The 25,609-nt window shown below is 71.0% G+C and carries 27 protein-coding genes; 6 read left to right on the top strand and 21 right to left on the bottom strand.

What is annotated here, in order from left to right; genetic code table 11:
• Window positions 1–58: 58 nt before the first annotated feature.
• The 3 genes from mce (at window position 59) to AC3X7R_RS08240 (ending at window position 3,422) form a co-directional block, all read left to right on the top strand.
• Complete coding sequence (mce, locus tag AC3X7R_RS08250; RefSeq protein WP_489965105.1) at window positions 59–508, top strand: methylmalonyl-CoA epimerase; 450 nt, start codon at window positions 59–61, stop codon at window positions 506–508.
• Window positions 509–718: 210 nt separating this feature from the next.
• Complete coding sequence (gene ccrA, locus AC3X7R_RS08245; RefSeq protein WP_489965104.1) at window positions 719–2,056, top strand: crotonyl-CoA carboxylase/reductase; 1,338 nt, start codon at window positions 719–721, stop codon at window positions 2,054–2,056.
• Window positions 2,057–2,207: 151 nt separating this feature from the next.
• A complete protein-coding gene (locus AC3X7R_RS08240) occupies window positions 2,208–3,422 on the top strand; it encodes a hypothetical protein (RefSeq protein ID WP_489965103.1) in 1,215 nt (404 codons plus the stop codon).
• An 18-nt stretch (window positions 3,423–3,440) separates the two neighbouring features.
• Here AC3X7R_RS08240 and AC3X7R_RS08235 read toward each other — a convergent pair whose 3' ends face one another.
• A complete protein-coding gene (locus AC3X7R_RS08235) occupies window positions 3,441–4,265 on the bottom strand; it encodes an alpha/beta fold hydrolase (protein ID WP_489965102.1) in 825 nt (274 codons plus the stop codon).
• Between the two features lie 2 nt (window positions 4,266–4,267).
• Window positions 4,268–5,029, bottom strand: a complete 762-nt coding sequence (locus AC3X7R_RS08230; protein WP_489965101.1) for a hypothetical protein — start codon at window positions 5,027–5,029, stop codon at window positions 4,268–4,270.
• 262 nt (window positions 5,030–5,291) lie between these two features.
• On the opposite strand from AC3X7R_RS08230, the gene AC3X7R_RS08225 reads away from it, so the two are divergent.
• On the top strand, window positions 5,292–7,652 hold the full coding sequence (locus AC3X7R_RS08225; protein WP_489965100.1) for a LuxR C-terminal-related transcriptional regulator: 2,361 nt from the start codon (window positions 5,292–5,294) through the stop codon (window positions 7,650–7,652).
• 10 nt (window positions 7,653–7,662) lie between these two features.
• Here the strand turns inward: AC3X7R_RS08225 and AC3X7R_RS08220 are convergent, their stop codons facing one another.
• Window positions 7,663–8,847: a 3-hydroxyacyl-CoA dehydrogenase NAD-binding domain-containing protein gene (locus AC3X7R_RS08220; protein WP_489965099.1), complete on the bottom strand. Its 1,185-nt coding sequence runs from the start codon at window positions 8,845–8,847 to the stop codon at window positions 7,663–7,665.
• 152 nt (window positions 8,848–8,999) lie between these two features.
• On the opposite strand from AC3X7R_RS08220, the gene nucS reads away from it, so the two are divergent.
• Entirely contained in the window at window positions 9,000–9,692 is a 693-nt protein-coding gene (gene nucS, locus AC3X7R_RS08215) for an endonuclease NucS (protein WP_489965098.1), read from the top strand.
• Window positions 9,693–9,710: 18 nt separating this feature from the next.
• Here nucS and AC3X7R_RS08210 read toward each other — a convergent pair whose 3' ends face one another.
• The 3 genes from AC3X7R_RS08210 to AC3X7R_RS08200 form a co-directional block, all read right to left on the bottom strand.
• Complete coding sequence (locus AC3X7R_RS08210) at window positions 9,711–9,941, bottom strand: hypothetical protein (protein ID WP_489965097.1); 231 nt, start codon at window positions 9,939–9,941, stop codon at window positions 9,711–9,713.
• 106 nt (window positions 9,942–10,047) lie between these two features.
• Window positions 10,048–12,057: a protein meaA gene (locus tag AC3X7R_RS08205; protein WP_489965096.1), complete on the bottom strand. Its 2,010-nt coding sequence runs from the start codon at window positions 12,055–12,057 to the stop codon at window positions 10,048–10,050.
• 61 nt (window positions 12,058–12,118) lie between these two features.
• Window positions 12,119–12,502: an STAS domain-containing protein gene (locus AC3X7R_RS08200; protein WP_489965095.1), complete on the bottom strand. Its 384-nt coding sequence runs from the start codon at window positions 12,500–12,502 to the stop codon at window positions 12,119–12,121.
• Window positions 12,503–12,725: 223 nt separating this feature from the next.
• On the opposite strand from AC3X7R_RS08200, the gene AC3X7R_RS08195 reads away from it, so the two are divergent.
• Window positions 12,726–13,301, top strand: a complete 576-nt coding sequence (locus AC3X7R_RS08195; RefSeq protein ID WP_489965094.1) for a cob(I)yrinic acid a,c-diamide adenosyltransferase — start codon at window positions 12,726–12,728, stop codon at window positions 13,299–13,301.
• Window positions 13,302–13,307: 6 nt separating this feature from the next.
• On the opposite strand, the gene AC3X7R_RS08190 is transcribed toward AC3X7R_RS08195, so the two are convergent.
• From AC3X7R_RS08190 to prfA, 15 genes are all read right to left on the bottom strand, one after another.
• Window positions 13,308–13,760 (bottom strand): DUF2550 domain-containing protein, encoded by a 453-nt coding sequence (locus tag AC3X7R_RS08190; protein WP_489965093.1) that lies wholly within the window; start codon window positions 13,758–13,760, stop codon window positions 13,308–13,310.
• A 93-nt stretch (window positions 13,761–13,853) separates the two neighbouring features.
• On the bottom strand, window positions 13,854–14,252 hold the full coding sequence (locus AC3X7R_RS08185; protein ID WP_489965092.1) for a F0F1 ATP synthase subunit epsilon: 399 nt from the start codon (window positions 14,250–14,252) through the stop codon (window positions 13,854–13,856).
• Window positions 14,252–15,709, bottom strand: coding sequence for a F0F1 ATP synthase subunit beta (gene atpD / locus AC3X7R_RS08180; protein ID WP_489965091.1), 1,458 nt, complete (start codon window positions 15,707–15,709; stop codon window positions 14,252–14,254). The genes AC3X7R_RS08185 and atpD overlap by 1 nt, the downstream gene beginning before the upstream one ends.
• Window positions 15,710–15,726: 17 nt before the next feature.
• Window positions 15,727–16,659, bottom strand: coding sequence for a F0F1 ATP synthase subunit gamma (locus AC3X7R_RS08175; RefSeq protein ID WP_489965090.1), 933 nt, complete (start codon window positions 16,657–16,659; stop codon window positions 15,727–15,729).
• 3 nt (window positions 16,660–16,662) lie between these two features.
• Entirely contained in the window at window positions 16,663–18,303 is a 1,641-nt protein-coding gene (atpA, locus tag AC3X7R_RS08170; RefSeq protein WP_489965089.1) for a F0F1 ATP synthase subunit alpha, read from the bottom strand.
• Window positions 18,304–18,364: 61 nt separating this feature from the next.
• Window positions 18,365–19,174 carry a F0F1 ATP synthase subunit delta gene (locus AC3X7R_RS08165; RefSeq protein ID WP_489965088.1) on the bottom strand — a complete coding sequence of 270 codons (810 nt, stop codon included), beginning with the start codon at window positions 19,172–19,174 and terminating at the stop codon, window positions 18,365–18,367.
• Entirely contained in the window at window positions 19,174–19,707 is a 534-nt protein-coding gene (locus tag AC3X7R_RS08160) for a F0F1 ATP synthase subunit B (RefSeq protein ID WP_489965087.1), read from the bottom strand. Before AC3X7R_RS08160 ends, AC3X7R_RS08165 begins: the two co-directional genes overlap by 1 nt.
• 47 nt (window positions 19,708–19,754) lie before the next feature.
• Window positions 19,755–19,961 (bottom strand): ATP synthase F0 subunit C, encoded by a 207-nt coding sequence (locus tag AC3X7R_RS08155; RefSeq protein ID WP_309136429.1) that lies wholly within the window; start codon window positions 19,959–19,961, stop codon window positions 19,755–19,757.
• A 91-nt stretch (window positions 19,962–20,052) separates the two neighbouring features.
• Window positions 20,053–20,889, bottom strand: coding sequence for a F0F1 ATP synthase subunit A (gene atpB, locus AC3X7R_RS08150; RefSeq protein WP_489965086.1), 837 nt, complete (start codon window positions 20,887–20,889; stop codon window positions 20,053–20,055).
• A gap of 31 nt (window positions 20,890–20,920) precedes the next feature.
• On the bottom strand, window positions 20,921–21,172 hold the full coding sequence (locus tag AC3X7R_RS08145) for an AtpZ/AtpI family protein (RefSeq protein WP_489965085.1): 252 nt from the start codon (window positions 21,170–21,172) through the stop codon (window positions 20,921–20,923).
• 30 nt (window positions 21,173–21,202) lie between these two features.
• A complete protein-coding gene (locus AC3X7R_RS08140) occupies window positions 21,203–21,673 on the bottom strand; it encodes a hypothetical protein (protein ID WP_489965084.1) in 471 nt (156 codons plus the stop codon).
• A 109-nt stretch (window positions 21,674–21,782) separates the two neighbouring features.
• On the bottom strand, window positions 21,783–22,928 hold the full coding sequence (locus AC3X7R_RS08135) for an MraY family glycosyltransferase (protein ID WP_489965082.1): 1,146 nt from the start codon (window positions 22,926–22,928) through the stop codon (window positions 21,783–21,785).
• Window positions 22,928–23,641 (bottom strand): L-threonylcarbamoyladenylate synthase, encoded by a 714-nt coding sequence (locus AC3X7R_RS08130; RefSeq protein ID WP_489965081.1) that lies wholly within the window; start codon window positions 23,639–23,641, stop codon window positions 22,928–22,930. Before AC3X7R_RS08130 ends, AC3X7R_RS08135 begins: the two co-directional genes overlap by 1 nt.
• Before the next feature lie 5 nt (window positions 23,642–23,646).
• A complete protein-coding gene (gene prmC, locus AC3X7R_RS08125; protein WP_489965080.1) occupies window positions 23,647–24,510 on the bottom strand; it encodes a peptide chain release factor N(5)-glutamine methyltransferase in 864 nt (287 codons plus the stop codon).
• A complete protein-coding gene (gene prfA / locus AC3X7R_RS08120; RefSeq protein ID WP_489965079.1) occupies window positions 24,507–25,580 on the bottom strand; it encodes a peptide chain release factor 1 in 1,074 nt (357 codons plus the stop codon). Before prfA ends, prmC begins: the two co-directional genes overlap by 4 nt.
• Window positions 25,581–25,609 lie beyond the last annotated feature (29 nt).

The raw sequence follows: 25,609 nt of genomic DNA, 5'->3' as shown, positions 1-25,609 counted from the left end.
TGTCCCTGATGTGGACCTCCCGCCCGGGCCCTCGGGACGGCAGGTGACCATAGGCCCCATGAGCGCACCTCTGGAGATCCCCGACCACCTGTTCACCGCCATCGACCACGTGGGCATCGCCGTCCCCGACCTGGACGAGGCGATCGCCTTCTACCGGGACACCTTCGGCATGCGGGTGGCCCACGAGGAGACCAACGAGGAGCAGGGGGTGCGCGAGGCGATGATCGCCGTGGGCGACTCGGGCTCGGCGATCCAGCTCCTGGCCCCCCTGGACGAGACCTCGACCATCGCGAAGTTCCTCGCGCGCTCGGGGCCCGGCCTCCAGCAGCTGGCCTACCGCGTCACCGACGTGGAGGCGGTCAGCGAGATCCTGCGCAGCCGAGGCGTCCGTCTCCTCTACGACGCACCCCGGCGCGGGACGGCCGGCTCGCGCATCAACTTCGTGCACCCCAAGGACGCCGGCGGCGTCCTGGTCGAGCTGGTCGAGCCCGCTGCCGACGGTCACTGACCCCGCGACGACGTCGCCGCCGCCCGCCACCAGCGGCCGTAGGCGGGCGCCGCCCTCCCGTCTTCTCTGTGCGCTCAGCCGTCGCCGACCGACCGCCGGGGGCCGTAGCGTGGGTATGACCTGCCGCACAATGGGTTACATCACAGTTACCGACGGGTAATCTTCGCCCATCACACCACCCCGCGAGCCCAGTACTAGGAGACCAGACCAGTGCAGAACATCCTCGATGCCATCCTCGCCGGCGACACGGCGCCGGAGGACTTCGCCAACCTCGAGCTGCCCGAGTCCTACCGGGCCGCGACCGTGCACAAGGACGAGGTCGACATGTTCGAGGGCCTCGCGACCCGCGACAAGGACCCGCGCAAGTCGATCCACGTCGAGGACGTCGCGCTGCCCGAGCTGGGCCCGGGCGAGGCCCTGGTCGCGGTGATGGCCTCCGCGATCAACTACAACACCGTCTGGACCTCGATCTTCGAGCCCGTCTCCACCTTCGGCTTCCTGGAGCGCTACGGCCGCCTCAGCCCGCTCACCAAGCGGCACGACCTGCCGTACCACGTGGTCGGCTCCGACCTCTCCGGCGTCGTCCTCAAGACCGGCCCCGGCGTGACCAAGTGGAAGCCGGGCACCGAGGTCGTCGCGCATTGCCTCTCGGTCGAGCTCGAGGGCCCCGAGGGCCACGACGACACGATGATGGACCCCGAGCAGCGCATCTGGGGCTTCGAGACCAACTTCGGGGGCCTCGCCCACGTCGCGCTGGTCAAGGCCAACCAGCTCATGCCGAAGCCGGCCCACCTCACCTGGGAGGAGGCTGCCTCCCCCGGGCTCGTCAACTCCACCGCCTACCGCCAGCTGGTCTCCAGGAACGGCGGCGCCATGAAGCAGGGCGACAACGTCCTGGTCTGGGGCGCCTCGGGCGGCCTCGGGGGCTTCGCCACCCAGTACGCCCTCAACGGCGGCGCCACCCCCATCTGCGTGGTCTCCAACGAGGAGAAGGCCAAGATCGCCCGGTCCATGGGAGCCGAGCTGATCATCAACCGCTCCGAGGAGAACTACCAGTTCTGGAAGGACGAGCACACCCAGGACCCGAAGGAGTGGAAGCGGTTCGGCGCCAAGATCCGCGAGCTCACCGGCGGCGAGGACATCGACATCGTCTTCGAGCACCCGGGCCGCGAGACCTTCGGCGCCAGCGTCTACGTGACCCGCAAGGGCGGCACCATCACCACCTGCGCCTCCACCACGGGCTACATGCACGAGTACGACAACCGCTACCTGTGGATGAACCTCAAGCGCATCGTCTCCTCCCACTTCGCCAACTACCGCGAGTCGTGGGAGGCCAACCGCCTCATCGCCCAGGGCAAGATCCACCCGACCGTGTCGCGGACCTACACCCTCGACGAGGTCGGCCAGGCCGCGCTCGACGTCCACAACAACGCCCACCAGGGCAAGGTCGGCGTCCTCTGCCTCGCCCCGCAGGAGGGGATGGGCGTGCGCGACGAGGAGATGCGCGCCGAGCACATCACCGCGATCAACCGCTTCCGCGGCGTCTGAGCACTCTCCGCAGCACCACCTCCGACACACCCCGGACCGCGACCGGCTTTCCATCGCCGGTGTCCCGCGAGCCGGGGTGTGTCTGTTGGCCCGATCCGTCACACTGGGGTGAGCACCAGACCACCCCGACCCCAGAAAGGGTGCCCCGCACATGAGCCGCGACGAGGGCCTGTCCATCTTCGACCAGGACGACTCCGGAGATCCCTCCGACGACGCTCCCACCCAGCGCCTCGACGTCGTGTCCGAGAAGCCGGCAGCGACCGAGCGCACCCAGGTGCAGCCGGTGGTGACCAGGGCGGCGGCTCCGGCCCGTGCCGCCGCGCCCTCGGGCGCCGCCCCCTCGGGCGCCGCCCCCTCGGGCGCCGCGCCGATGCCGTCCCTCCCGATGGTGCGACGCGGCGGCTACGACAAGGACGCCGTCGACCGCGTGATCAAGAGCCTGCTCACCGAGAAGGCCGAGGCGGCCGGCGGCCGCAGCGCGGCCGAGCAGCGACTGAAGGCGCTCGAGGAAGAGGTGGAGCGGCTCCGCAGGTCGCTGGACGAGGCCGAGAACCCGACGTACGCGGGCCTGGGGGGCCGCGCCGCGTCGATGCTCAAGCTCGCCGAGGACGAGGCCACCGACGTGCGTGGCGCCGCCGAGCGCGACGCCCAGGACATCCGCGACCAGGCCCACCGGGACGGTCGGGCGATCAAGGCCGAGGCCGCCCGGGAGGCCGAGGACATGCGCATCGTCCAGCTCAAGGAGCTGGAGGAGAGCCGCACCCGCATCCTGGCCGACGCCGAGCAGGAGCGCTCCCTGGCGCGCAGCGAGGCCGAGGACCTGCGCGCCTCCGCGCAGCGGGAGGCCGAGCAGCTGCGGCTGGCCGCCCAGCAGGAGACCAACGACCTGCGCACCACCGCCAAGCGTGAGGCCGAGCAGGCGCGTGCCGCCGCCGACCGCGAGGTCCAGGAGGCACGACGCACCCTGGCCGTGGAGAAGGAGCGCCTGGCCCGGGAGGCCACCGAGCACCACTCCAACGCCACCGCCGAGACCGCCCGACTGGTCAAGGAGGCCGAGGAGCGCGCCACCGCCGCCGAGAAGCGGGCCCGCGAGGCGATCACCCAGGCGAGCAGCCAGCGTCAGCAGGCCCAGACCGAGGCCGACGCCATGCTCGCTCGGGCGCGGCGCGAGGCGCAGCAGATCGTCACCTCCGCCAAGACGCAGGCCGAGTCGATCGCCGCCAGCGGCCACGCCGAGGCCGAGCGCGAGCTGGCGGCCATCAAGGCCGAGGTGGAGAGGATGTCGAAGCGCCGGGACGCCATCACCGCCCAGCTGGGGGCGTTGCGCGACGTGGTCGCGGGCTTCGCGGCCGACGACGAGTCCTGACCGGAGCTCGGCTGCGCCTCAGCGCGGCGAGGCGTCGAGCCCGAGGAACCGGGCCAGCACCTCGAAGAAGACGTCGGGCTGCTCGGAGTGGACCCAGTGCCCGGCCTTCTTCACCGTGACCCGTCGCACCCGGGGAAAGAGCCGTTCCATCTCGGCGGCGTGCTCGTCCCCGACGTAGTCGGAGTCGGCCCCGGCCACCCAGAGCACCGGGCCGTCGTAGGACGGGTGCCCGGCGAGCCCGGCGTCGGGCCATCCGCCGATCACGTCGAGCTGGCGCCCCAGCAGCTCCAGGTTGACCTGCCAGCGCCACCGGTCCCCGTCACGGCGCAGGTTCTGCAGGAGGAAGCCGCGCACCGACGGGTCCGGCACGGCCCCGGCCAGCTGCTCGTCCGCCTCGTCGCGTCGGGAGAGCCGACCGAGGTCGATGCCCTGCATCGCCTCGATGAAGCCGGCGAACTCGCCGACCCGTCGATAGGCGACGGGGGCGATGTCGACCACGCAGAGCCGCGCCACCCGCTCGGGGTGGCGCAGGGCGGTCAGCATCGCGACCTTCCCCCCCATCGAGTGGCCGACCAGGGCAGCGGGCTCCGTCTCGTCCAGCAGGCCGGCGACCAGGTCGGCGTCGGCGACCAGGTCGAGCTGCGAGGTCCAGGCCGACCGTCCGTGGTTGGGCAGGTCGACCAGGGTGACCCGGCGCCCCGCCGACGCCGTCCGCTTGCCGAGCTGGGTCCAGTTCCGGCCCTGCCCGAAGAGGCCGTGGCAGAAGACCACCGGCGGGCCGGAGTCGCCCAGCTCCACGGTGTGCAGGTCGTGGGCCCCCGTCGAGGGGCTCTGCTGCGTCACGCTCAGAAGTCGAAGCCGTCGAACATGTCGCCGAGGCCCTCGCCGATGCCGCCCAGCATGTCGCCGACGCCCTCGCCCAGTGCGCCCAGCCCCTCGCCGAGCCCGTCGAGGCCCCCGCTGAACATCATGCCCATGAACATCCACTGCATCGGGCCGAAGGCACCGTAGTAGCCCATCGCGTAGGGCTGGTATGCCTTGCCCCCCTGCCAGTAGGGCACCCGCTGCGTCCCGACCATCACCTTGCGCACGTCCGGCTCGGCGCCGGCCCGCACGCGCTCGAGGTCGAGGGCACACGCGGGGACCTCGCGCACGGCGCCGCCGGGCGGCGTCCAGGCGACGTCGGCCACGGAGAGCCCGTGCCGGGCGTCGAAGAAGCACGGCGGACGACGCGTCGGCAGCGGCTCGCCGGCGACCCGGGCGCGGACGCACGCCATGGCATAGCGGCCGTCCTCCAGGATCTCGGTGACGTGCCTGACCTGCTCGGGGGCGGTGAGTCTCTCGGTGGCCGCCTTGGCCGACTCGTAGGCGTCCAGCGCCCGCTGGTAGTCGGCCCGGGCACCTGCGTCGAGCTCGTGCGCGCTCACGTCGAGGTCGAGCTCCTGCAGCTCGACGCCCAGGGCGGTCACGTCCTCGTCGACCAGTCGCCGCACCGGCGCGAGCTCGGCGGCGGCTCTCTTCTCCTGTCGGCGACGCGAGGAGCGTGAACCGACCGCGACGGCGCCCACGGCGGCCATCACCACGAGCACGAGCAGCAGGTATTCCATGGAGTCAGCCTACGTGGGAGCGGAAGCGGATCCGGCGCGCCGAACGGTCCCGCTCGCGGGGTCCGGCCCGTCCCCCGATCGGGCCGGCTCCGGCGAGCGTGGCCCCACCCTCTCGCGCGTCCGGGGGCCCGCACATCCGTAGTCCTACGTAATCCGCGTCGGTAACCGATAGATTCCTAGGGTGCTGACACCGTGCGTGGGCCGGGAGAAGGCCCGGGGATCACTCGAGAGGGCTCTGGCGGCCTCTCGGTGGGTCAGCGTCGTGGGACCCCCCGGCTGCGGCAAGACCCTGCTGGTGCGCCACGTGCTGGACGGACGGTCGGAGATCGCCTGGGTCAACGCCGCCGGCCTGCGCTGCGCGGAGGAGGTGCTGCGCGCCTGCCTGCGCCAGCTGGACGCCGACACCGCGCCGGGCGACAGCTACGAAGGCGCCCTGCGCCGCGCGGTGGACGGCACCGACACGGTCCTGGTGGTCGACGGCCTCGAGGTCGACCACCACGAGCTGGGCGTCAGCCTGCAGAAGGTGGTGGAGGCGACCAGCGGGGTCCGGCTCGCGGTGACGGCGCGCGCCATGTCCGGGCAGCCCGACGAGCGCGTGCTGCGCCTGGGGCCGCTGCCGGTGCCAGGCCCCCGGGATCCGCTGGAGGGCCCGGCCTTCGAGCTGTTGTGCTCCAGGGTGGTCTCCGCCGGCGGCCGCCCCCAGGACCTCCAGGGGCACGAGGGCGTGGTGCGCCGTCTGCTCCGGGCGACCGGTGGGCTCCCGCTGATCATCGAGCAGACGGCAGCCCAGATCGCGCTGCTCGGCGTCACCAACGCGGCGCCTGCCGCCTCGCTGGCCACCGCGGTGCAGGCCTCCTACGACCTCCTGGACCCGGACCGGCAGCGATGCTTCCGGCGGCTTGCCCAGATGCCGTTCCCCGTCTCGATCGACGTGCTCGGCGCGATCACCGCGACCGACCGCGCCGAGGCCGCCTCGCTGGCCGCGGGGCTGGCCCGGGTCAGCCTCGTGGAGGTCCTGGCGGACGGGAGGTTCGACATGCTCTCCCCCATCCGCCACCACGGTGCCCACCTGGCCGCGCAGCACGGCGACGCGCCCGAGGCGCTCCGGGGCCTGATGGCCTGGGCGGACCGGGTGGCTCCCGACCACACCAACTTCGGCGCCGGGGACGCACCCTGGCTCCCCGACCTCCCCGCGATGCGTGCCGCCATCGAGGCCGCCGCGGCGGACGCCACGACCCGCGACCTCGGCTACCAGCTCGCCAACCGGATCTTCTCCTCGCTCTACACCGCCATGCGCGCCCGGGAGGCGGTGGAGATCCTCGAGGGGGTGCTGGTCAGTGGCGACGGGCCCGGTGCCATCGGCGCCCAGGTCGCACGGCGCGCCGGGATCGCTGCCTCCGAGGTCCGCGGCACCTACGAGGGGCTCTGGCTGCTGGACCGGGCCGACGAGCACGCGCGCGCCGCCGCCGAGCCGGCCCTCGAGCTCGCCCGCACCGCCTCCATCCGGGCTGAGATGCACCTGGACGCGGGTGACTTCGCCCGCGCCGAGGCCGAGGCCCGCCGGGCCATGGAGCTCGACACGACCGGGCGCTCGATCGCGAGGCAGGCCACCCGCACCCTCATCGACGCCCTGGTCTCCCGCGGCGAGCTGGCGGCCGCCGTCGTGTTGGCGGGAGAGATCATCCCGACCCACGACGGCAGCGACGAGCGCTGGATCAGCCTCTCCGCCCGCACCCTGCTGGGTCGGGTGGCGCTGGAGCAGGGCCGCCTCGCCGAGGCCGAGGCGGCCGCACGTACGGCCGTCGCGGAGTCCCGCCAGCTGGCCGAGGACCGGGTCCGGCTCCTGGCCGAGACACTCCTGCGCCAGGTCGACCCGGACGCCCCGGTCACCACCACCGAGCGGGAGAGCCTCCCGTGGGCGGTCAGGCTGCCGGTGCTCGTGCAGGACGCCCGGGACCTCCTGGAGGCGGGTGATGCCGCCCACGCCGCCGGTCTCGCCGCCGATGTCGTGGTCCTGGCCGACAGCAGCATGCTGGGACGCGACGCCGTGGAGGCCCGGATCATCCTCGCGCACTCCCTGCTGGCCGACCGGGACCTCCCTCAGTCCGCGCACACGTTCCTGGCGGCGCTCGAGCGCGCCACGGCGATGCCGATGCCGCTACGCGTCGCCGACGTGCTGGACGGCCTCGCCGGGATCGCCGCTCTCCTCGAGCACCGGGACTCCCGGCTCCTCGCGGCCGCCGCGGCCGAGATCCGGCGGGCCCGTCAGGCGGTCGCGTGGGGGATCGCCGCGCGGTGCCGGCCCGTCCCCGCGCGGTCGGCCCCGCCGGGATGGGTGGAGGACGGTCACCTGACGCCGGCCGGGCTGGCCGAGGTCATCCGGCTGATGACCACTCTCGTGCAGCCGGGCGCCGCCCCGGAAGGGTCCTCCCCGCTCGACCAGCTGACCCCGGCGGAGCAACAGGTCGCGCACCGGGTGGCGGACGGCCTCACCAGCCGCCAGATCGCCGAGGAGCTCTTCGTCTCCCCCCGAACGGTCGACACCCACCTGGGGCACATCTACCGCAAGCTCGAGATCAACACCCGCGCCCGGCTCGCCGCCATCGTCACCGACATCCGCTGAGTCGGCACGACTAGGAGTAGTCGTGGAAGCCGCGCTTGGTCTTGCGGCCCAGGCGGCCCTCCGCGACGACCTGCTCGAGCAGCGGGGCCGGCGCGAAGCCGGCGTGCTTGAACTCGGCGTGGAGCTCCTTCTGGATCGCGAGCGAGACGTCGTTGCCGACGACGTCGAGGAGCTCGAACGGCCCCATCGGGAAGCCGGCACGCTCCTTGATCACGGCGTCGATGGTGGTCATCTCCGCCTCACCCGACTCCAGCATCTTCACCGCGTCGTTGAGGTAGGGGAAGAGCAGCGCGTTGACGATGAAGCCGGCACGGTCGCCGCAGGAGACCGCGACCTTGCCCACCCGCCCGCAGAGCGCGCGGACGGTCTCGTCGACGACGGGGTCGGTCAGCTCGGTGGTGACCACCTCGACCAGCTTCATGACCGGAGCCGGGTTGAAGAAGTGCATCCCGATGACCCACTCCGGACGCGCCGTGGCCGCCGCGCACTGCGAGATCGGCAGCGACGAGGTGGTGGTGGCGAGGATCGTCCCGGGCTTGCAGATGCGGTCCAGGTCGGCGAAGAGCTGGGTCTTGACCGCGAGGTCCTCCGCGATCGCCTCGACGACCAGGTCGACGTCGGCGAGCGCCTCACGGCTGGTCGCGCCGGTGAGCCTGCCCAGCACCTCGGCCTTGGCCGACTCGTCGAGCTTGCCGCGGGAGACCGCCTTGTCCAGCGACTTGGTGATCAGGGCGACCACGCCGTCGAGCTTCTCCTGGCTCCGGCCGACGTAGACCACGTCGTACCCGCTCTTGGCGAAGACCTCGACGATGCCCGAGGCCATCGTCCCGGTGCCCACGACGCCCACCTTGGCGATCTCGTGGCGCAGCTGGGGCTCCGCCGCCGCCGGGGCGGAGCCGCTCCCCTCGAGGGCGGTGGCACCGGAGGCGACCCGGCCCTCAAGCAGCTCGGCGGGGCGGTGCAGCTCGTCGCCGGTCCGGGCGAACAGGGCCGCCAGCTGGTCGCGCACGGACTCGAGCCCCTGCTCCTCCACGGCCGCCAGCGGGCCGACCGGGTAACCGCATCCGAAGCGCATGGCCGCATCGATGTCGGCGCGGGAGGCGTAGCCCTCGGCGTACATGCGCAGGGCGTGGTTGAGATAGGGCAGGACCAGGGTGTCGCTGATCTGCTCGTTCGAGGCTGCGGTCTCAGTCATGGCGGCATGATGACACGCACGTACCGACCGGTAGTCCCGGCTCACCTGCTGGACGTGGAGATCCGCACCACAGGCGGTCCGGTGCGGTGGGCCCCCCGGCCGCGACCCGGCCGCCGAACCGTGGCGCCGTCCGCCGGGTAGATTGCCTCCCCGTGAGACTCGTCGTTGCCACCTGCCAGGTCGACTACGCCGGCCGCCTGACCGCGCACCTCCCGATGGCCACGCGGGTGCTGATGCTCAAGTCGGACGGCTCGGTGCTGGTACACAGCGACGGCGGCTCCTACAAGCCGTTGAACTGGATGTCCCCTCCCTGCACGGTCCGCGAGGGCACCGTCGAGGTCGAGGGCGCGGACGTCGTGGAGTGGACGGTCACGGGCAAGAACGGCGACACGCTGCGGATCCTCATCGACGAGGTCCACCACGACTCCCGGCACGAGCTGGGGATCGACCCCGGGCTCCAGAAGGACGGGGTCGAGAAGCACCTGCAGGAGCTGCTCGCCGAGCACCCCGCCGCCCTCGCGGACGGCCTGACCCTGGTGCGTCGGGAGTTCCCGACCGCCATCGGGCCGGTGGACCTGATGTGCCGCGACCAGGACGGCGTCAGCGTCGCGGTCGAGGTGAAGCGGCGCGGCGACATCGACGGCGTCGAGCAGCTGACCCGCTACCTCGAGCTGCTCAACCGGGACCCCCTGCTCTGCGCCAAGGGCCGGGTGCGCGGCATCTTCGCCGCGCAGGAGATCAAGCCCCAGGCCCGGGTGCTGGCCACCGACCGCGGCATCGCCTGCGCGGTCGTCGACTACGACGCACTGCGCGGCATGGACGACTCCGAGCACCGGCTCTTCTGAGGGGCGCTCGGCCCGGCCTCAGGCGGCGGTGGACTTGCGGCCCGGCCTGCCGGACTTCTCGACCTGGCGGGTCGGCTTCTCCTCGACCTTCACCAGCTTGCGCTTGTGGACGGTGTAACCCTCCGGGAGGGTGCCCTCCTTGAGCATGCGGAGCGGGCAACGACCACACCGGGGCTTGGACTCGCAGCACTTCTTCTTGGGCAGCCTGGCGACGTCCTCCGCCTTCGGCTTCTTCTTCCCCTTGCCCACCCGGGCACGGTAGCAGAGATGAGGGCAGCCTTACCTGTGTGAGACGGATCACGCACCGCCGCCGGCCGGTGCTCCGCGGGGCCCGCGTGCGGGCCCCGCGTTCGTGTCAGTCCAGCCCGTTGGCCCGGCGGATGACCTCGACGAGGTCGGCCATGATCTCGGTCAGGCCGAAGTCCTTGGGCGTGTAGACCGCCGCCACCCCCTGGGCCAGCAGCGCCTTGCCGTCGGATTCCGGGATGATCCCCCCGACGATGACCGGGAGCTCCGCCAGCCCGGACTCGCGCAGCCCCTCCAGGACCGCCGGCACCAGCTCCATGTGCGAGCCGGAGAGGATCGAGAGGCCGACGCAGTGCACGTCTTCGGCCACCGCGGCCGCGACGATCTGCTCCGGGGTCAACCGGATGCCCTGGTAGATGACCTCGAAGCCGGCATCCCGGGCGCGGACGGCCACCTGCTCGGCACCGTTGCTGTGCCCGTCGAGGCCGGGCTTGCCCACCAGCAGCCGCAGGCGCCCTCCCAGCTCCTCGCCGGTCGCCCGAACCCGCTCGCGGACGGCGCTGAGCTCGGTGCCGGCCTCGGCGGCGCCGACTGCGCCCTGCACGCCGGTCGGGGCGCGGAACTCGCCGAAGACCTCCCGCAGGGTGCCGGCCCACTCGCCGGTGGTGGCACCGGCGCGCGCCGCGGCGAGCGTGGCCTCCATCAGGTTCTTCTCCGTCTTGGCGTCCGCAGCCAGCTGCTCGAGCGCCGCGGCCACCTCGGCCTCGTCACGCTGCTCCTTCCAGGAGCGCACGCTCTCGCGGGCGGCCTCCTCCGCGGCCGGGTCGGCGGTCTGGATGGCCCCGTCCAGGTCGGCGGTCAGCGGCGACGGCTCGGTCGTCTCGAACTTGTTGACACCGACGACGATCTCCTCCCCCGCCTCGATGCGCGCCCGGCGAGCAGCGTGGGCGGAGACCAGCGCGGACTTCATGTAGCCCGACTCGACGGCGGCGATCGCCCCGCCCATCGCCTGGACCCGGTCCATCTCGGCCCGCGCGGCGGCGACCAGGTCGGCGACCTTGGCCTCGATGACGTGACTGCCCTCGAAGATGTCCTCGTACTCGAGCAGGTCGGACTCGAAGGCCAGGACCTGCTGGAGCCGCAGCGACCACTGCTGGTCCCAGGGACGCGGCAGCCCGAGCGCCTCGTTCCACGCCGGCAGCTGGACCGCCCGCGCGCGGGCGTTCTTGGAGAGGGTCACGCCCAGCATCTCCAGCACGATCCGCTGCACGTTGTTCTCCGGCTGCGCCTCGGTCAGGCCCAGGGAGTTGACCTGGACGCCGTAGCGGAACCGGCGCATCTTCGGGTCCTGGACCCCGTACCGCTCCCGGGTGATCTCGTCCCACAGCTGCACGAAGGCCCGCATCTTGCAGGTCTCCTCGACGAAGCGCACCCCGGCGTTGACGAAGAACGAGATCCGACCCACGACCTTCTCGAAGTCGTCCTCGGAGACCTGGCCGGTCGCCTGGACCGAGTCCAGGACCGCGATCGCGGTGCAGAGCGCGTAGGCCAGCTCCTGGGCCGGGGTCGCCCCGGCCTCCTGCAGGTGGTAGCTGCAGATGTTGATCGGGTTCCACTTGGGGATGTTGTTGACCGTGTAGGCGATCATGTCGGCGGTCAGCCGCATGGAGTGCTCGGGCCCGAAGACGTAGGTCCCTCGGGAGAGGTACTCCTTGATGATGTCGTTCTGGGTGGTGCCGGCCAGCTGCGCCGCCACCTCGGCGGGCTCGAGCCCGGGGTTCTGCTCCTCCGCGACCACCTGGTACATCGCCAGCAGCCACATCGCGGTGGCGTTGATGGTCATCGAGGTGTTCATCTCGGTGAGCGGGATGTCGTCGAAGAGGCGACGCATCTCGCCGAGATGGGGAACCGGGACGCCGACCTTGCCGACCTCTCCCCTGCTGAGCGGCGAGTCGGGGTCGTACCCGGTCTGCGTCGGCAGGTCGAAGGCGACCGACAGGCCGGTCTGTCCCTTGGCGAGATTGTTGCGGTAGAGCGCGTTGGACGCCGTGGCGGTCGAGTGGCCGGCGTACGTGCGCATCACCCAGGGACGATCCTTGGCGTGCAGGGGCTCAGTCATAGACAGGATGCTAAGGGCAGGGCGACAGCCAGGTGCCCGGTCTCGTTGTGGGAAACAGCACTCAGGCGGTGGCGGCCGGGCGCTCCACCTCCAGCACCCTGACCAGGCCCGAGAGGTGGAGCATCCGGCGCACCGCGGGTCCGCAGCCCCGCAGGGTGAGGTGGTGCCCCTCCCGGAGGGCCTGCCGCGTCGCGACCGCCAGCAGCCGCAGGGCGGTGACGTCCACGGCGCTCACGCCGGTGAGGTCGACGACCACGTCGTCCTGCCGGTGGCGCTCGAGGTGCGCGTAGACGGCGTTGCGGACCTCGAGCGTGCTGCGCACGTCGAAGTCACCTCGTAGGAGGAGTGTCGGTCCGTCGGCGATGATCTCCATGGCCTGCCCCTTCCCGGCGCCCGATCGCCGGTCGTTGGAGATGTCCCCCGACGCCTCCAGCTGGTCCGGCACGTCACCCCGGTGTGACGTGCACTCGACCTCTATGACGAATAACTACCCCAGCGGGTTGTGCTCGATCCACAACATTCCGTGGGCGTGGCGACCGTGTGGTCGATAACCGGACACTGGCCCCCTCGACCCGTCGGTAATGTGACGTGAGCAACACCCGGGGCCAGTGGGGCTGAAGTGCCAGCGGATCCCCGCGACGCACGGGCGCCGGGCTAGGCTCCCCGCCATGGTCAACCTCACCCGCATCTACACCCGCACCGGCGACGCCGGGACCACCCGCCTCGGCGACATGAGCGAGACGTCGAAGACAGACCTGCGGCTCGCCGCGTACGCCGACGTGGACGAGGCGAACGCCGCGATCGGCGTCGCGCTGGCCACCGGCGGGCTGGACGGGGAGGTCGACCGAGTCCTCACGAGGATCCAGAACGACCTCTTCGACGTGGGCGCCGACCTGTGCACCCCGGTCGTCCCCGACCCCGAGTACCCGCCGCTGCGGATCGAGCAGGCGTACGTCGACCGGTTGGAGGGCTGGTGCGACCGGTTCAACGAGAGCCTGCCGAACCTGCGCTCCTTCATCCTCAACGGCGGGACGCCCGGAGCCGCGCACCTGCACGTCGCGCGCACCGTGGTGCGACGGGCCGAGCGGTCGGCCTGGGCGGCCTGGGCCGAGCACGAGGCGGTCATGAACGTGCTGGCCATCACCTATCTGAACCGGCTCTCGGACCTGCTCTTCATCCTGGCCCGGCACGCCAATGCCGAGCAGGGTGACGTGCTGTGGGTGCCCGGCGGCGAGCGGAACTGACCCGGCTCAGCGCACCGGCCGGAGGTCCCAGTTGGTGCCCGGGGGGCCCGCCTCGAGCCACGCCTGGAAGCCCGTGAGCGAGGAGCGGCTCATCGCCAGCTCGACCGTCCCGTCCGGAGTGGTGCAGGAGACCACGACGTGGTCGGCGTAGAGCGAGAGCTGCTCGGGCCCCTCGGGAGGCCGCTGGCCGGCATAGCTGATCTGCTCCCGCACCCACACGTGGGAGGGCCTGGGCGAGAGCGAGAAGATCCGGAACCACTCCAGGGAGTCACCGGTATACCTGCCGAGCCCCAGGACCCATCCTCGACCGGGACGCTCGTTGTGCGCGCGGTGGCTGAGCTCGAACGTGCCTCCGTGGCGGGACAGTGCCCGGCGGCGCACGATCAGGGCGACGCCGTAGCAGAGAACCAGGATCAGGAGCACCCCGATCACGTCGAGGACCACGAGCCAGGTCGGCATCCCACCTCCTCACGGAATCGGCCCCCGGAAATGCAGCAGGGTGAGCCCACGGCTACCCGTGTGCTCACCCTACTGGTGTGGTTCAGCGCGTCGTCAGGAAGCCCGCTCCACTGCACGGATGCGAGCCTCGGCGCGACGCAGGGCCTCGGCCGACGCGTCGTCGTTCTCGCCGGCCTGCTTCACCCGGTCGTACTCCGCGCGGGCCTTCTCCAGGTCGATCTCGTGCGACATCTCCGCACGCTCCGAAAGGATCGAGACCCGGTTGTCGGCCACCGAGAGGAACCCCGCGTCGACGGCGGCGACCCAGGTCTCGCCTTCCGCCGTCTGCACGTCCACGACCCCCTCGATGATCACCGAGAGCATCGGAGCATGACGGGGCAGGATGCCCACGTCGCCCTCCGTGGTGCGCGCGATGACCATCTTCGCCTGCCCCGACCACACGAGGCGGTCGGCGGCGACGAGCTCCACCTGGAGCAACGAGTCGGACGCCATCACAGGTTCTTCTGGATCTCGGCCCACTTGGCCTCGACGTCGTCGAGACCGCCGCACATGAAGAACGCCTGCTCGGCCACGTGGTCGTACTCACCGTCGGCGATCTTGTTGAACGCCTCGATGGTGTCCTTGACCGGGACGGTGGAGCCCTCGATGCCGGTGAACTGCTTGGCGACGTAGGTGTTCTGGGACAGGAACCGCTGGATGCGGCGGGCCCGGGAGACGATGACCTTGTCCTCCTCGGAGAGCTCGTCGACACCGAGGATCGCGATGATGTCCTGGAGCTCCTTGTTGCGCTGCAGGATCTGCTTGATCCGGATGGCGCAGTCGTAGTGCTCCTTGCCGATGTACTGCGGATCGAGGATCCGCGACGTCGAGGTCAGCGGGTCCACGGCCGGGTAGATACCCAGCGACGCGATCTCGCGGGAGAGCTCGGTGGTCGCGTCCAGGTGGGCGAAGGTGGTCGCCGGCGCCGGGTCGGTGTAGTCGTCGGCGGGCACGTAGATCGCCTGCATCGAGGTGATCGAGTGACCACGCGTCGAGGTGATCCGCTCCTGGAGCTGACCCATCTCGTCGGCCAGGTTGGGCTGGTAGCCCACCGCGGACGGCATGCGGCCGAGCAGCGTCGACACCTCGGACCCGGCCTGGGTGAACCGGAAGATGTTGTCGATGAAGAGCAGCACGTCCTGCTGCTGCACGTCGCGGAAGTACTCCGCCATCGTCAGCGCGGCCAGGGCGACCCGCAGCCGGGTGCCCGGCGGCTCGTCCATCTGGCCGAAGACGAGGGCGGTCTGGCCGATGACGCCGGCCTCCTCCATCTCGACGATGAGGTCGTTGCCCTCACGGGTGCGCTCACCGACGCCGGCGAAGACCGACACACCGCCGTGGTCCTTGGCGACGCGGGCGATCATCTCCTGGATGAGCACGGTCTTGCCGACCCCGGCACCACCGAACAGGCCGATCTTGCCGCCCTGGACGTAGGGGGTGAGCAGGTCGATGACCTTGATCCCCGTCTCGAACATCTGGGTCTTGGACTCCAGCTGGTCGAAGGCAGGAGCCTTGCGGTGGATCCCCCAGCGCTCGGTCACCTCGAGGGTCTCGCCCTCGGCGAGGTTGAGGCAGTCACCGGTGGTGTTGAACACCTTGCCCAGGGTCACGTCGCCCACGGGCACCGAGATGGGCCCGCCGGTGTCGCGCACCTGCGAACCGCGGACCAGGCCGTCGGTCGGCTTCATCGAGATGGCACGCACCATGCCGTGCCCGATGTGCATGGCCACCTCGAGGGTGATGGTCTGGGTCTCGCCGGCGAGGGTCAGATCGACCTTGAGGGCGTTGTAGATCGCCGGCATCGCGTCGGTGGGGAACTCGATGTCGACGACCGGGCCGATGACGCGCGTGATCCGTCCGACACCGCCGGCGGCGCCGGAAGACCGGGTCTCTTCAACAGTGGCAGTCATGTCTCTCTTCTCCGCATTCACTCTTGGCCGGCGTTCGCGTCGGCAAGGGCGTTGACGCCACCGACGATCTCGCTGATTTCCTGGGTAATGCCAGCCTGGCGGGCCTGGTTGGCGATTCGCTTGTACTTCTTGATGAGCTCGTCGGCGTTGTCGGTGGCCGACTTCATCGCCTTCTGTCGGGCTGCCAGCTCGGAAGCGGCGGCCTGCAGCAGGGCGAAGAAGATCCGGCTCTGGACGTAGCGCGGCAGGAGGGCGTCGAGGACCTCCTGCGCGGACGGCTCGAACTCGTAGAGCGGCAGGAGCTCTCCCGCCTCCGGTGCCTCGTTGCCCTCGACGACCTCCAGCGGCAGCAGGCGCACGGCCTGCGGCTCCTGGGTGAGCATCGAGCGGAACCTCGTGAAGACCACGTGGACCTCGTCGACCCCCGGAGGGGTGTCCTGGTCGGCCTCGGTGTCGTCGTCATTGAGGAAGGCGGCGATCAGGGTCGCGCCGATGTCGGCGGCCACGTCGTAGGTGGGCTGGTCGGAGAAGCCGGTCCACGCCTGGACGACCTTGCGCTGGCGGAACTTGAAGTAGGCCTCCGCCTTGCGGCCGGTGACGTAGAGGTCGACCTCCTTGCCCTCCACCCTCAGCTTCTCGACGAGGCGCTCGGCCTCCTTGAGCACGTTGGAGGAGTAGGCGCCGGCGAGGCCGCGGTCGCTGGTGACGACCAGCACCGCGGCGCGCGCCGCGTTCTCCGGCTCGGTGGTCAGCGGGTGGTCGACGTTCGAGAACGTCGCCACCGCCGACACCGCGCGGGTCAGCTCACGGGCGTACGGCGCTGCCGCCTGGGCCCGCTGCTGCGCCTTGATGATGCGAGACGCGGCAATGAGCTCCATGGCACGCGTGATCTTCTTCATCGACTCCGTCGACTTGATCCGCGCGCGGTACTCACGTACCGAGAGAGCCATCCCTCAGCCCCGCTTCTGCTTGACGATCTGCTCCTGCTCGACGTCCTCGTCCTCGAGAGCGACGTGCTCCTCCTTGCCGGCCTTGATCGACTGGCCGTCCCAGGTCTCGAACTGGTCGAGGAAGGAGTCGTAGGCCGACGCCAGCTGCGACTCCGTCGAGTCCTCGAACTTCTGGGTCTCCCGGATGCCCGCGAGGATGCCCTCGTGCGAGCGGCGCAGGTAGTCGAGGAACTCGGTCTCGAAGCGCAGCACGTCCTCGGTGGGCACCTTGTCCAGGCGGCCCGAGGTGCCGATCCACAGGGAGACGGTCATCTCCTCGAGGGGGTACGGCGAGTACTGCGGCTGCTTGAGCAGGGCCATCAGGCGCTGTCCACGGTCCAGCTGCTGGCGCGAGGCGGCGTCGAGGTCGGAGGCGAACATCGCGAAGGCCTCCATGGCCCGGAACTGGGCCAGGTCGACCTTGAGCGAGCCGGTGACGGCCTTCATCGCCTTCGTCATGGCCGAGCCGCCCACCCGCGACACCGAGACACCCACGTCGATCGCGGGGCGCTGGTTGGCGGCGAACAGGTCGGACTGGAGGAAGATCTGCCCGTCGGTGATCGAGATGACGTTGGTCGGGATGAACGCCGAGACGTCGTTGGCCTTGGTCTCGATGATCGGCAGACCCGTCATCGAGCCCTTGCCCATCTCGTCGGAGAGCTTGGCGCAGCGCTCGAGCAGCCGGCTGTGCAGGTAGAAGACGTCGCCGGGGTAGGCCTCACGGCCCGGCGGGCGACGCAGCAGCAGCGACACGGCACGGTAGGCCTCGGCCTGCTTGGTCAGGTCGTCGAAGACGATCAGGACGTGCTTGCCGGCGTACATCCAGTGCTGGCCGATCGCCGAGCCGGTGTAGGGCGCGAGGTACTTGAAGCCGGCCGAGTCCGAGGCGGGCGAGGCGACGATGGTGGTGTACTCCAGCGCGCCGGCCTCCTCGAGGGCGCCACGCACGGAGGCGATGGTCGAGCCCTTCTGACCGATGGCGACGTAGATGCAGCGCACCTGCTTGTCCGGGTCCCCGGACTCCCAGTTCTGCTTCTGGTTGATGATCGTGTCGATGGCGATCGTGGTCTTGCCGGTCGCCCGGTCGCCGATGATGAGCTGGCGCTGGCCGCGGCCGATCGGGGTCATCGAGTCGATGGCCTTGATCCCGGTCGCGAGGGGCTCGTGGACCGACTTGCGCTGCATCACGTCGGGCGCCTGGAGCTCGAGGGCACGACGCTCGTCGGAGTGGATCTCGCCCAGGCCGTCGATCGGGGTGCCGAGCGGGTCCACGACGCGACCGAGGTAGCCCTCGCCGACGGGGACCGAGAGGATCTCCCCGGTCCGGCGGACCTTCTGGCCCTCCTCGATCTTGTCGAAGTCACCGAGGACGACGACACCGATCTCGCGGGTGTCGAGGTTGAGCGCGATGCCCAGCGTCCCGTCCTCGAACTCAAGCAGCTCGTTGGCCATGACGGAGGGCAGGCCGCTCACGCGGGCGATACCGTCCGAAGCCTCGGCCACGGTGCCGACCTCTTCGCGGCTGGCTGTCTCGGGCGTGTAGTCCGACACGAAGCGCTGCAGAGCGTCCCGGATCTCGTCCGGACGGATCGAAAGCTCCGTCATTTCCTCATCCTTACTTTCGTGTGCTCGAAGTTCTTGAGTGGGTGGACCCTGGTGGTCCGGCTCAGCCGGCAAGCGCGCGACGGGCGTCGTCGAGCTTGTAGGCCACCGTGCCGTCGATGACGTCGTCACCGACCTCGACACGGATCCCGCCGATGACCGCGGGGTCGACGACGACGTTCAGTTGGATCTCACGGTCGTACTGGCGCCGCAGCGCCGCCACCAGCCGCTCCTGGTCGCCCGTGGAGAGCTGCTGGGCGACTCGCACGGTCGCGACCTTCTGGCCGTGGATCGAGGCCGCCAGGTGCTGGTAGGCCACGAGGGCGGCACCCACGGTGCGGTGCGTGCCGGCCAGCGACTGGTCGACCAGGGTGAGCGTCGCCGGGAGCGCCTTGCCGTCCAGCAGCCCACGCAGCAGGTCACGCTTGTCCTGGATCGACCGTGCGGGGTCGGACAGCGCGCTGCGCAGGTCGGGGTTGGCCTCGAGCAGCTCCGCGAAGGAGAAGAGCTCGTCGGCGAGACGGCCGGAGTCGGACCCGGCGGACCTCACCACGGAGGTCACCCCCAGCTCCTCGAGCGCCAGGGCGAGGTCGCGAGGCTGGGTCCAGCGGTACGACACCGCCTCGGCGACGAGCTCGAGGGCGGCCGCGGAGACCTTGGTGCCGAAGAGCTGCCGCACGAGGCCGGTCTTCGCCGTGGAGTCGACCGAGACATCGGTCACCACCCGGCGCAGGCCCGGCTCACCGCGCAGCACCTCGGCCACCGAGAACAGGTCGTGCCCGACCTGCGCGGCGTCGGCCCCACCGGCCAGGGCGGCGTCAGCCGCCCTGGACAGTGCGACGTACGCCTCGGCAGAAGCACCCCGGAAAGACATCAGTTGGCGCCTTCCAGCTCGGCGAGGAAGCGGTCGACGACGCGCTGCTGGCGCGCCTCGTCGTCCAGGCTCTCACCGACGATCCGACCGGCGAGCCCCGTCGCCAGGACTCCGACCTCTGCCCGCAGCGAGGTGACCGCCTGCTGGCGCTCCGCCTCGATCTGGGTCTTGCCGTGCTCGACGATGCGCGTGGCCTCGGCCTGGGCCTGGTCACGCATCTCGGCGACGATGGCAGCACCCTGCTCACGCGCCTCCTCACGGATGCGCGCGGCCTCGTGCCGGGCGTCGCCGAGCTGCTTCTCGAGCTCGGCGAGCTTGGCGTCGGCCTCGGCCTGCTTGTTCTCCGCCGCGGCCAGGCCGCCTTCGATGGCGGCGGTCCGCTCGGCGTACGCCTCCTCGAAGGCCGGCATGACGAACTTCTTCACGAGCGCCACGAGGACGATGAAGAAGACGGCCGCGAGGACGATCTCGATCGGGTGCGGGATGAGGGGGTTGAGCTCCCCACCCGCCGCCCGGATGACCTCAGTCTGCATGGGCAGGTCCTTTAGTTCGGATCAGTCGGATGTCGGCCAGGCCTGCGTCAGCTGAGGACGAAGGCGAGGGCGATACCGATGATGGCGAGCGCCTCGGCCAGGGCGAAGCCCAGGATGGCGATCGGCTGCAGGCGACCCTGCGCCTCGGGCTGGCGGGCCACACCGTTGATGTACGCGGCGAAGATCAGGCCGACGGCGAGGCCGGGGCCGATCGTCGCGACGCCGTAACCGAGCATGTTGAGAGAGCCACCCACGGCTTCTTCCTTTCGTAGTTCCCAGAGTTGGGAGTGTGTTGGTGTTCGGTTGGTTCTGCATGGCCGGGCACTGCCCGGCCGAGTCTGTGGATCAGTGCTCGTCGGCGAGGGCGCCGGCGATGTACATCGAGGTCAGCAGGACGAAGACGTAGGCCTGGAGGAACATGACCAGCATCTCCAGGACGCAGATGACCATGAACATGGCGAAGGCCAGGATCCCGGCGCCGATGTAGATGCCGCCCATCTCGACGATGAGGTACTCGCCGCCGAGGGCGAAGAGGAGCAGCAGGATGTGGCCCGCGAACATGTTGGCGAACAGACGCAGTGCCAGCGTCACCGGCCGCACGAGGATGTTGGAGAAGAACTCGAGCGGGACCAGGAGCAGGAGCACGGGGCCCTTCATGCCGGCGGGCACCGTCTGCAGCTTGAGGTAGCCCATCAGTCCGTGCTTGCGCACGCCCACGTAGTTGTAGACGGCCCAGGCGATGATCGCCAGCGTGGCGGCGATCCCGATCCTCGACATCGTCGGGAACTGGATGAACGGGATCAACCCGAAGTAGTTGTTGACCAGGATGAAGAAGAACATCGAGACCAGGAACGGCACGAACCGCATGAAGTCCTGGCTGCCGATGTTGTCGCGAGCCAGGCTGTTGCGGACGAGGCCGTAGCCCATCTCGCCGACGTACTGGAGCTTGCCGGGCACCACCGCGCGCTTGCGGGAGGCGTAGTAGAAGAACGCGAAGATCACGATGACCGACAGCGCGAGCTGGAGCATCGGCTTCGTGACACCCAGGTACATCGTCTCGCCCAGGAACTCGAACGTCGGAGCGCTCTCCTGGGTGTAGCCCACCGGGGGGAGGTTGAAGTCGCCCGGACCCGGGGGGACGAACCCCTCGGTCCGCATCGCGCTCATCGCGATTGCACTCACGCTGTCTCCTGTGTCTGCCGCACTGCTGATTTCAGTTCGAGTTGTCGTCGCGAGCTGTTGGCGCTGAGAAGGTCTTCCAGGTCAGGTAGAGACCCAGGACCGCGCCCAGCACGATCCCCAGGCCGACCATGAAGCTGGTGCCCCACCACTTGTCGAGGCCCCACCCGGCGAGTCCGTAGACCAGTACGCCGGTGAGCACGTAGCTGAACGCCCGCCAGGGATCCTGGCTGGGCGGACCACCCGAGTCCTCGGCGTGACCCTGGGGAGTGTTCTGTCGAGCCATCGCGAACCGGACAATAGCAGTCGTGGGATCTCATCTCGCACCCGCCTCGGCCCGCTCGGACGGCGCAGGCGGGGGGAGGTCGTAGATCAGCACCCGCGAGCGCGAGCTGATCCAGATCTGCGCGCAGACCCAGGTCAGCGTCACCACCACCACGCCCGCCACCAGCCACTCGGGGTCGAGGGTCTCCCCCAGCGCGCCGGAGCGGCTGAACGAGAGCAGGACCGCGCCGAGCACGGTGATCTGCAGGCCGTAGGTGAGCAGCGCCACGAGCAACGACGCGCTCGGCATCAGGTGAGCGACGACGTGGACCACGAAGGAGCCCGTCACCAGCACGGTCAGCACCGCCCCGGCTCCGGCCGCCGCGCCCAGCGCGCCGCTGCGGCCTCCGGCCAGCGCCGCCACCGCGACGACCGCCACGCCGAGCCCGACCGCCACGAGAGCCGCCGCGAGGAGGACCGCGAGACCGGGGTCCCGGTGGTCCTGCTTCGTCTCGGTCGACATGGTCGGCGGCCGTTCCTGTGGAGGGCGTGGGTCATGCCCGCCAAGTGCCGCGGGCGCTCGTGAAAACTATCACAAGGGCCGGACCGGGCCGAATCCGGGCGAGGGCCGGTCAGGGCTCGTGGGGAGCCGCACCCGCGGGCTGGCTCGGCGCCTTCACGTTCGGGAGGAGGAAGGTGACCCCCAGGGTGAGCAGGGTGGCGACCACCAGGCCGATCCACACGGTAGGACCGGTGTAGAGGCTGGTCACCACTCCCCCGAACCCGATCAGCGCCGCCCAGGTCCACATGATGAAGACCGCACGCCGCTGCGAGTGCCCGATCTCGAGGAGGCGGTGGTGCAGGTGCTGCTTGTCGGGGGCGAACGGGGAACGGCCCGCGCGGGTCCGGCGCACCACCGCGAGCACCAGGTCGGCCATCGGCACCAGCAGCAGGGAGACCGGCAGCAGCAGCGGGAGCATGACCACCCAGCCGGCCGTGCTCCCCTCCCGTCCGAAGGAGATCTCGGAGCCCACGAACTGACCCGTGAGCGTCAGCGCGCTGGCCGAGAGCACCAGGCCCAGCAGCATGGAGCCGCTGTCACCCATGAAGAGCCGGGCCGGGTGGAAGTTGTGCGGCAGGAAGCCCGCGCAGGCACCGGCGAGCGCGGCGCTCAGGAGGGCGCCGGTGGTGGCGAGGGTGACCCCGTTGAGGTCCGAGAGCTGGTAGCAGAAGAGGAAGAACGCGCAGGCGCCGATCCCGACCACGCCCGAGGCGAGACCGTCCAGCCCGTCGACGAAGTTGACGGCGTTGACGGTGGAGACCACGACCACGACGGTGAGCAGCGCTCCCTGGGCCGGGTCGAGCGCGAGCTGTCCGCCCCCGCTGTCGGGGAAGAAGTAGAACTTGACCTCGAAGAAGACCAGCAGGCCCGCGGCCAGCACCTGTCCGCCCAGCTTGGTGAGCGCGTCGATGTCGAAGATGTCGTCGAGCACCCCGACCGCGCAGATGAGGGCGCCGGCGCCGAGGACCACCGCGACGTCGCGGAAGACGAACGGGTCGCTGCGGGAGAGGAACGGCAGCTCGCGGGCGACGACGAACGCCGCGACGAGTCCGCCGAGCATCGCGAGCCCGCCCAGGTAGGGGATCGGCTCGTCGTGCACGTCGCGGTCGCGGACGGCGGCGACCGCCCCGGTGCGCAGCGCGATCTCGCGTGCGATCACCGTGAGCAGGTAGGTGCTGGCCGCGGCCACCAGGAAGACGAGGAGGTACTCGCGCATCAGTCCCCGTCCGGCCCACGCTCGGCTCCGGTGGCCCCCGCGGTACCGGGGACCCCGGTCCCCGGCGCTGCCTCGAGCGCCATGCCCAGCGGGGCGAGCACCGCGTCGAGCGCGTCGGCGCCCAGCGCTCCCCAGCGCAGCACGACCGGGCGGGTGCCGGTGACGTCAACGATGGTCGAGGGCTCGCCGCCGGGCGAGGGGCCTGCGTCGACCACGACCGCGACCCGGTCCCCGAGCATCCGCTCGGCCTCCTCGGCGTCCTGCGCCGCGGGCTGACCGGTCAGGTTGGCCGAGCTCACCGCGAGCGGACCGGTGCGCTCCAGGACCGCGAGGGCCACCGCGTCGTCGGGCATCCGGATCGCGACCGTCCCCCGGGTCTCCCCCAGATCCCACTGCAGCGAGGGCTGCTGGTGGCAGACGAGGGTCAGCGCACCGGGCCAGAACGCCTCGACCAGCGCGTGGGCGTAGTCGGGCACCCTGCTGGCGAGGGCCTCGAGGGTGGCGGGGCTGCTCACCAGCACCGGGGGCGGCTTCTCCCGGCCCCTGCCCTTCGCGGCGAGCAGCGCACCCACGGCGCCGGCGTCGAAGGCGTCCGCCCCGATGCCGTAGACGGTGTCGGTGGGGATCACCACCAGCTCCCCACGTCGCACCGCGAGGCTGGCCGCCTCGATGGCTTCGTCGCGCTGGGCGTCGGTGGAGGTCGCAAGTCGCATGGAGATCATCGTGCCAGCCTGGCCGTGACGTAGCGCGGGCGACCGGCCAGGTCCAGGTGGTCGCGCACCTCGGTCCACCGCTCCGCTGCCACGAAGACCTCAGGGGCGCTCCTTCCCTGGGCATCGGCGTGCTCGGCACCCACCACACCTCCGGGCCGCAGCAGTGCGGCGGCTCGGCGCTCGAGGACCCGCATCGCGTCGAGCCCGTCCTCACCCGAGAAGAGGGCGAGGTGGGGGTCGTGGTCACGCGCCTCGACCGCCACGGACTCCCAGGCCTCCAGCGGGATGTACGGCGGGTTGCACACCACCACGTCGACCTCGCCCGCCAGCTCCTCGAACGCCTCGGCCATGTCGCCCTGGCGCAGGTCGACGCCGGTCCCCGCCAGGTTGCGGGCAGCCCAGGCGTGCGCCGCCGGGTCGAGCTCCACCGCGTGCACGAGCGCCTCCGGCACCTCGTCGGCGACCGCGCGCGCGATCGCTCCCGAGCCGGTGCACAGATCGACCACGACCGCGCGGCCGCCCTCCTGCTGTGCGGCCCGCGCCGCCTCGACCGCCCAGCCCGCCAGGAGCTCGGTCTCGGGACGGGGCACGAAGACGCCGGGTCCCACCGCGAGCTCGACGTAGCGGAAGCCGGCGGTCCCGGTCAGGTGCTGCAGGGGCTCCCGGGCTGCCCGGCGGCCGAGGAGCTCCTCGAACTCTGCCCCGGCGGCCGGCGGCACCTCCGTGACCAGCGGCAGGCGGCCGAGGGAGACGCCGAGGGCGTGCGCGAGCAGCTCGTCGGCGTCGCGCTCCGGACTCGCCACCCCCGCCTCCCGCAGGCGGGCCGCCCCCTCCCGGCGCGCGACTCGGACCGGGACCGCTCCGCTCACGGCTCGAGCGCGTCGAGCCGCGCTGCGAGGTCGGCGTCCAGGCAGCTCTCCAGCACCGGACCCAGGTCGCCGTCGAGGACCTGGTCGAGGTTGTGCGCCTTGTAGCCGGTCCGGTGGTCGTTGATCCGGTTCTCCGGGTAGTTGTAGGTGCGGATCCGCTCGGAGCGGTCGACGGTGCGCACCTGGCTGCGGCGCGTCTCGCTGGCCTCGGCGTCGGCCTCCTCCTGCGCCGCGGCGAGCAGCCTCGCGCGCAGGATCCGCATGGCCTGCTCCTTGTTCTGCAGCTGGGACTTCTCGTTCTGGCAGCTGACCACGATCCCGGTCGGCAGGTGGGTGATGCGCACCGCGGAGTCGGTGGTGTTGACGCTCTGGCCCCCGGGACCCGAGCTGCGGAAGACGTCGATGCGCAGGTCGTTGTCGTCGACCCGCACGTCGACCTGCTCCGCCTCCGGCATCACCAGCACCCCGGCCGCCGAGGTGTGGACGCGCCCCTGGGACTCGGTCACCGGCACCCGCTGGACCCGGTGCACCCCGGCCTCGAACCTCAGCATCCCGTAGGGAGCCTCACCCGGCTCGGGCGTGCCCTTGGCCTTCACCGCGACGGTGACCGACTTGTAGCCGCCCAGGTCCGACTCGGTGGCGTCGAGGACCTCGGTGCGCCAGCCCCGCTGCTCGGCGAAGCGCGTGTACATCCGCAGCAGGTCGCCGGCGAAGAGGGCGGACTCCTCACCGCCCTCGCCGGACTTGACCTCCAGGATCGCGTCCTTGGCGTCGGTGGGGTCGCGCGGGACCAGGAGCCGGCGCAGCCGCTCCTCCGCGGTGGCCCGGCGTACGGCGATCGCCTCCGCCTCCCCGGCGAAGTCGGGGTCCTGCGCGGCGAGCTCCCGGGCCGCCTCGGCGTCCTCGCCGAGCTGGTTCCACTCCCGCCAGGCCGCGATCACCGAGGAGAGCTCGGCGTAGCGCTGGTTGAGGGTCTTGGCCAGGCGCTGGTCGGCGTGGGTCTCCGGCGCTCCGAGCCGGGTCTCCAGCTCCGCGTGCTCCCGGACCAGACCTTCCACGGCCTCGAACACGGTTCCTCCTCCACTGGCGACGGGCGACG

This window comes from Nocardioides sp. Z22_16 (assembly GCF_058134365.1).
This window is presented reverse-complemented; position numbering and strand designations above follow the sequence as displayed.

Bases quoted from the DNA above. Each gene is read 5' to 3' on its own strand.
- AC3X7R_RS08195 (WP_489965094.1), top strand. From the start codon at position 12,726: ATGGTCAACCTCACCCGCATCTACACCCGCACCGGCGACGCCGGGACC.
- mce (WP_489965105.1), top strand. From the start codon at position 59: ATGAGCGCACCTCTGGAGATCCCCGACCACCTGTTCACCGCCATCGAC.
- AC3X7R_RS08185 (WP_489965092.1), bottom strand. From the start codon at position 14,252: ATGGCGTCCGACTCGTTGCTCCAGGTGGAGCTCGTCGCCGCCGACCGC.
- AC3X7R_RS08190 (WP_489965093.1), bottom strand. From the start codon at position 13,760: ATGCCGACCTGGCTCGTGGTCCTCGACGTGATCGGGGTGCTCCTGATC.
- AC3X7R_RS08165 (WP_489965088.1), bottom strand. From the start codon at position 19,174: ATGTCTTTCCGGGGTGCTTCTGCCGAGGCGTACGTCGCACTGTCCAGG.
- atpA (WP_489965089.1), bottom strand. From the start codon at position 18,303: ATGACGGAGCTTTCGATCCGTCCGGACGAGATCCGGGACGCTCTGCAG.
- AC3X7R_RS08140 (WP_489965084.1), bottom strand. From the start codon at position 21,673: ATGTCGACCGAGACGAAGCAGGACCACCGGGACCCCGGTCTCGCGGTC.
- AC3X7R_RS08135 (WP_489965082.1), bottom strand. From the start codon at position 22,928: ATGCGCGAGTACCTCCTCGTCTTCCTGGTGGCCGCGGCCAGCACCTAC.
- atpD (WP_489965091.1), bottom strand. From the start codon at position 15,709: ATGACTGCCACTGTTGAAGAGACCCGGTCTTCCGGCGCCGCCGGCGGT.
- AC3X7R_RS08160 (WP_489965087.1), bottom strand. From the start codon at position 19,707: ATGCAGACTGAGGTCATCCGGGCGGCGGGTGGGGAGCTCAACCCCCTC.
- AC3X7R_RS08230 (WP_489965101.1), bottom strand. From the start codon at position 5,029: ATGGAATACCTGCTGCTCGTGCTCGTGGTGATGGCCGCCGTGGGCGCC.
- AC3X7R_RS08205 (WP_489965096.1), bottom strand. From the start codon at position 12,057: ATGACTGAGCCCCTGCACGCCAAGGATCGTCCCTGGGTGATGCGCACG.
- AC3X7R_RS08240 (WP_489965103.1), top strand. From the start codon at position 2,208: ATGAGCCGCGACGAGGGCCTGTCCATCTTCGACCAGGACGACTCCGGA.
- AC3X7R_RS08220 (WP_489965099.1), bottom strand. From the start codon at position 8,847: ATGACTGAGACCGCAGCCTCGAACGAGCAGATCAGCGACACCCTGGTC.
- AC3X7R_RS08175 (WP_489965090.1), bottom strand. From the start codon at position 16,659: ATGGCTCTCTCGGTACGTGAGTACCGCGCGCGGATCAAGTCGACGGAG.
- AC3X7R_RS08130 (WP_489965081.1), bottom strand. From the start codon at position 23,641: ATGCGACTTGCGACCTCCACCGACGCCCAGCGCGACGAAGCCATCGAG.
- AC3X7R_RS08145 (WP_489965085.1), bottom strand. From the start codon at position 21,172: ATGGCTCGACAGAACACTCCCCAGGGTCACGCCGAGGACTCGGGTGGT.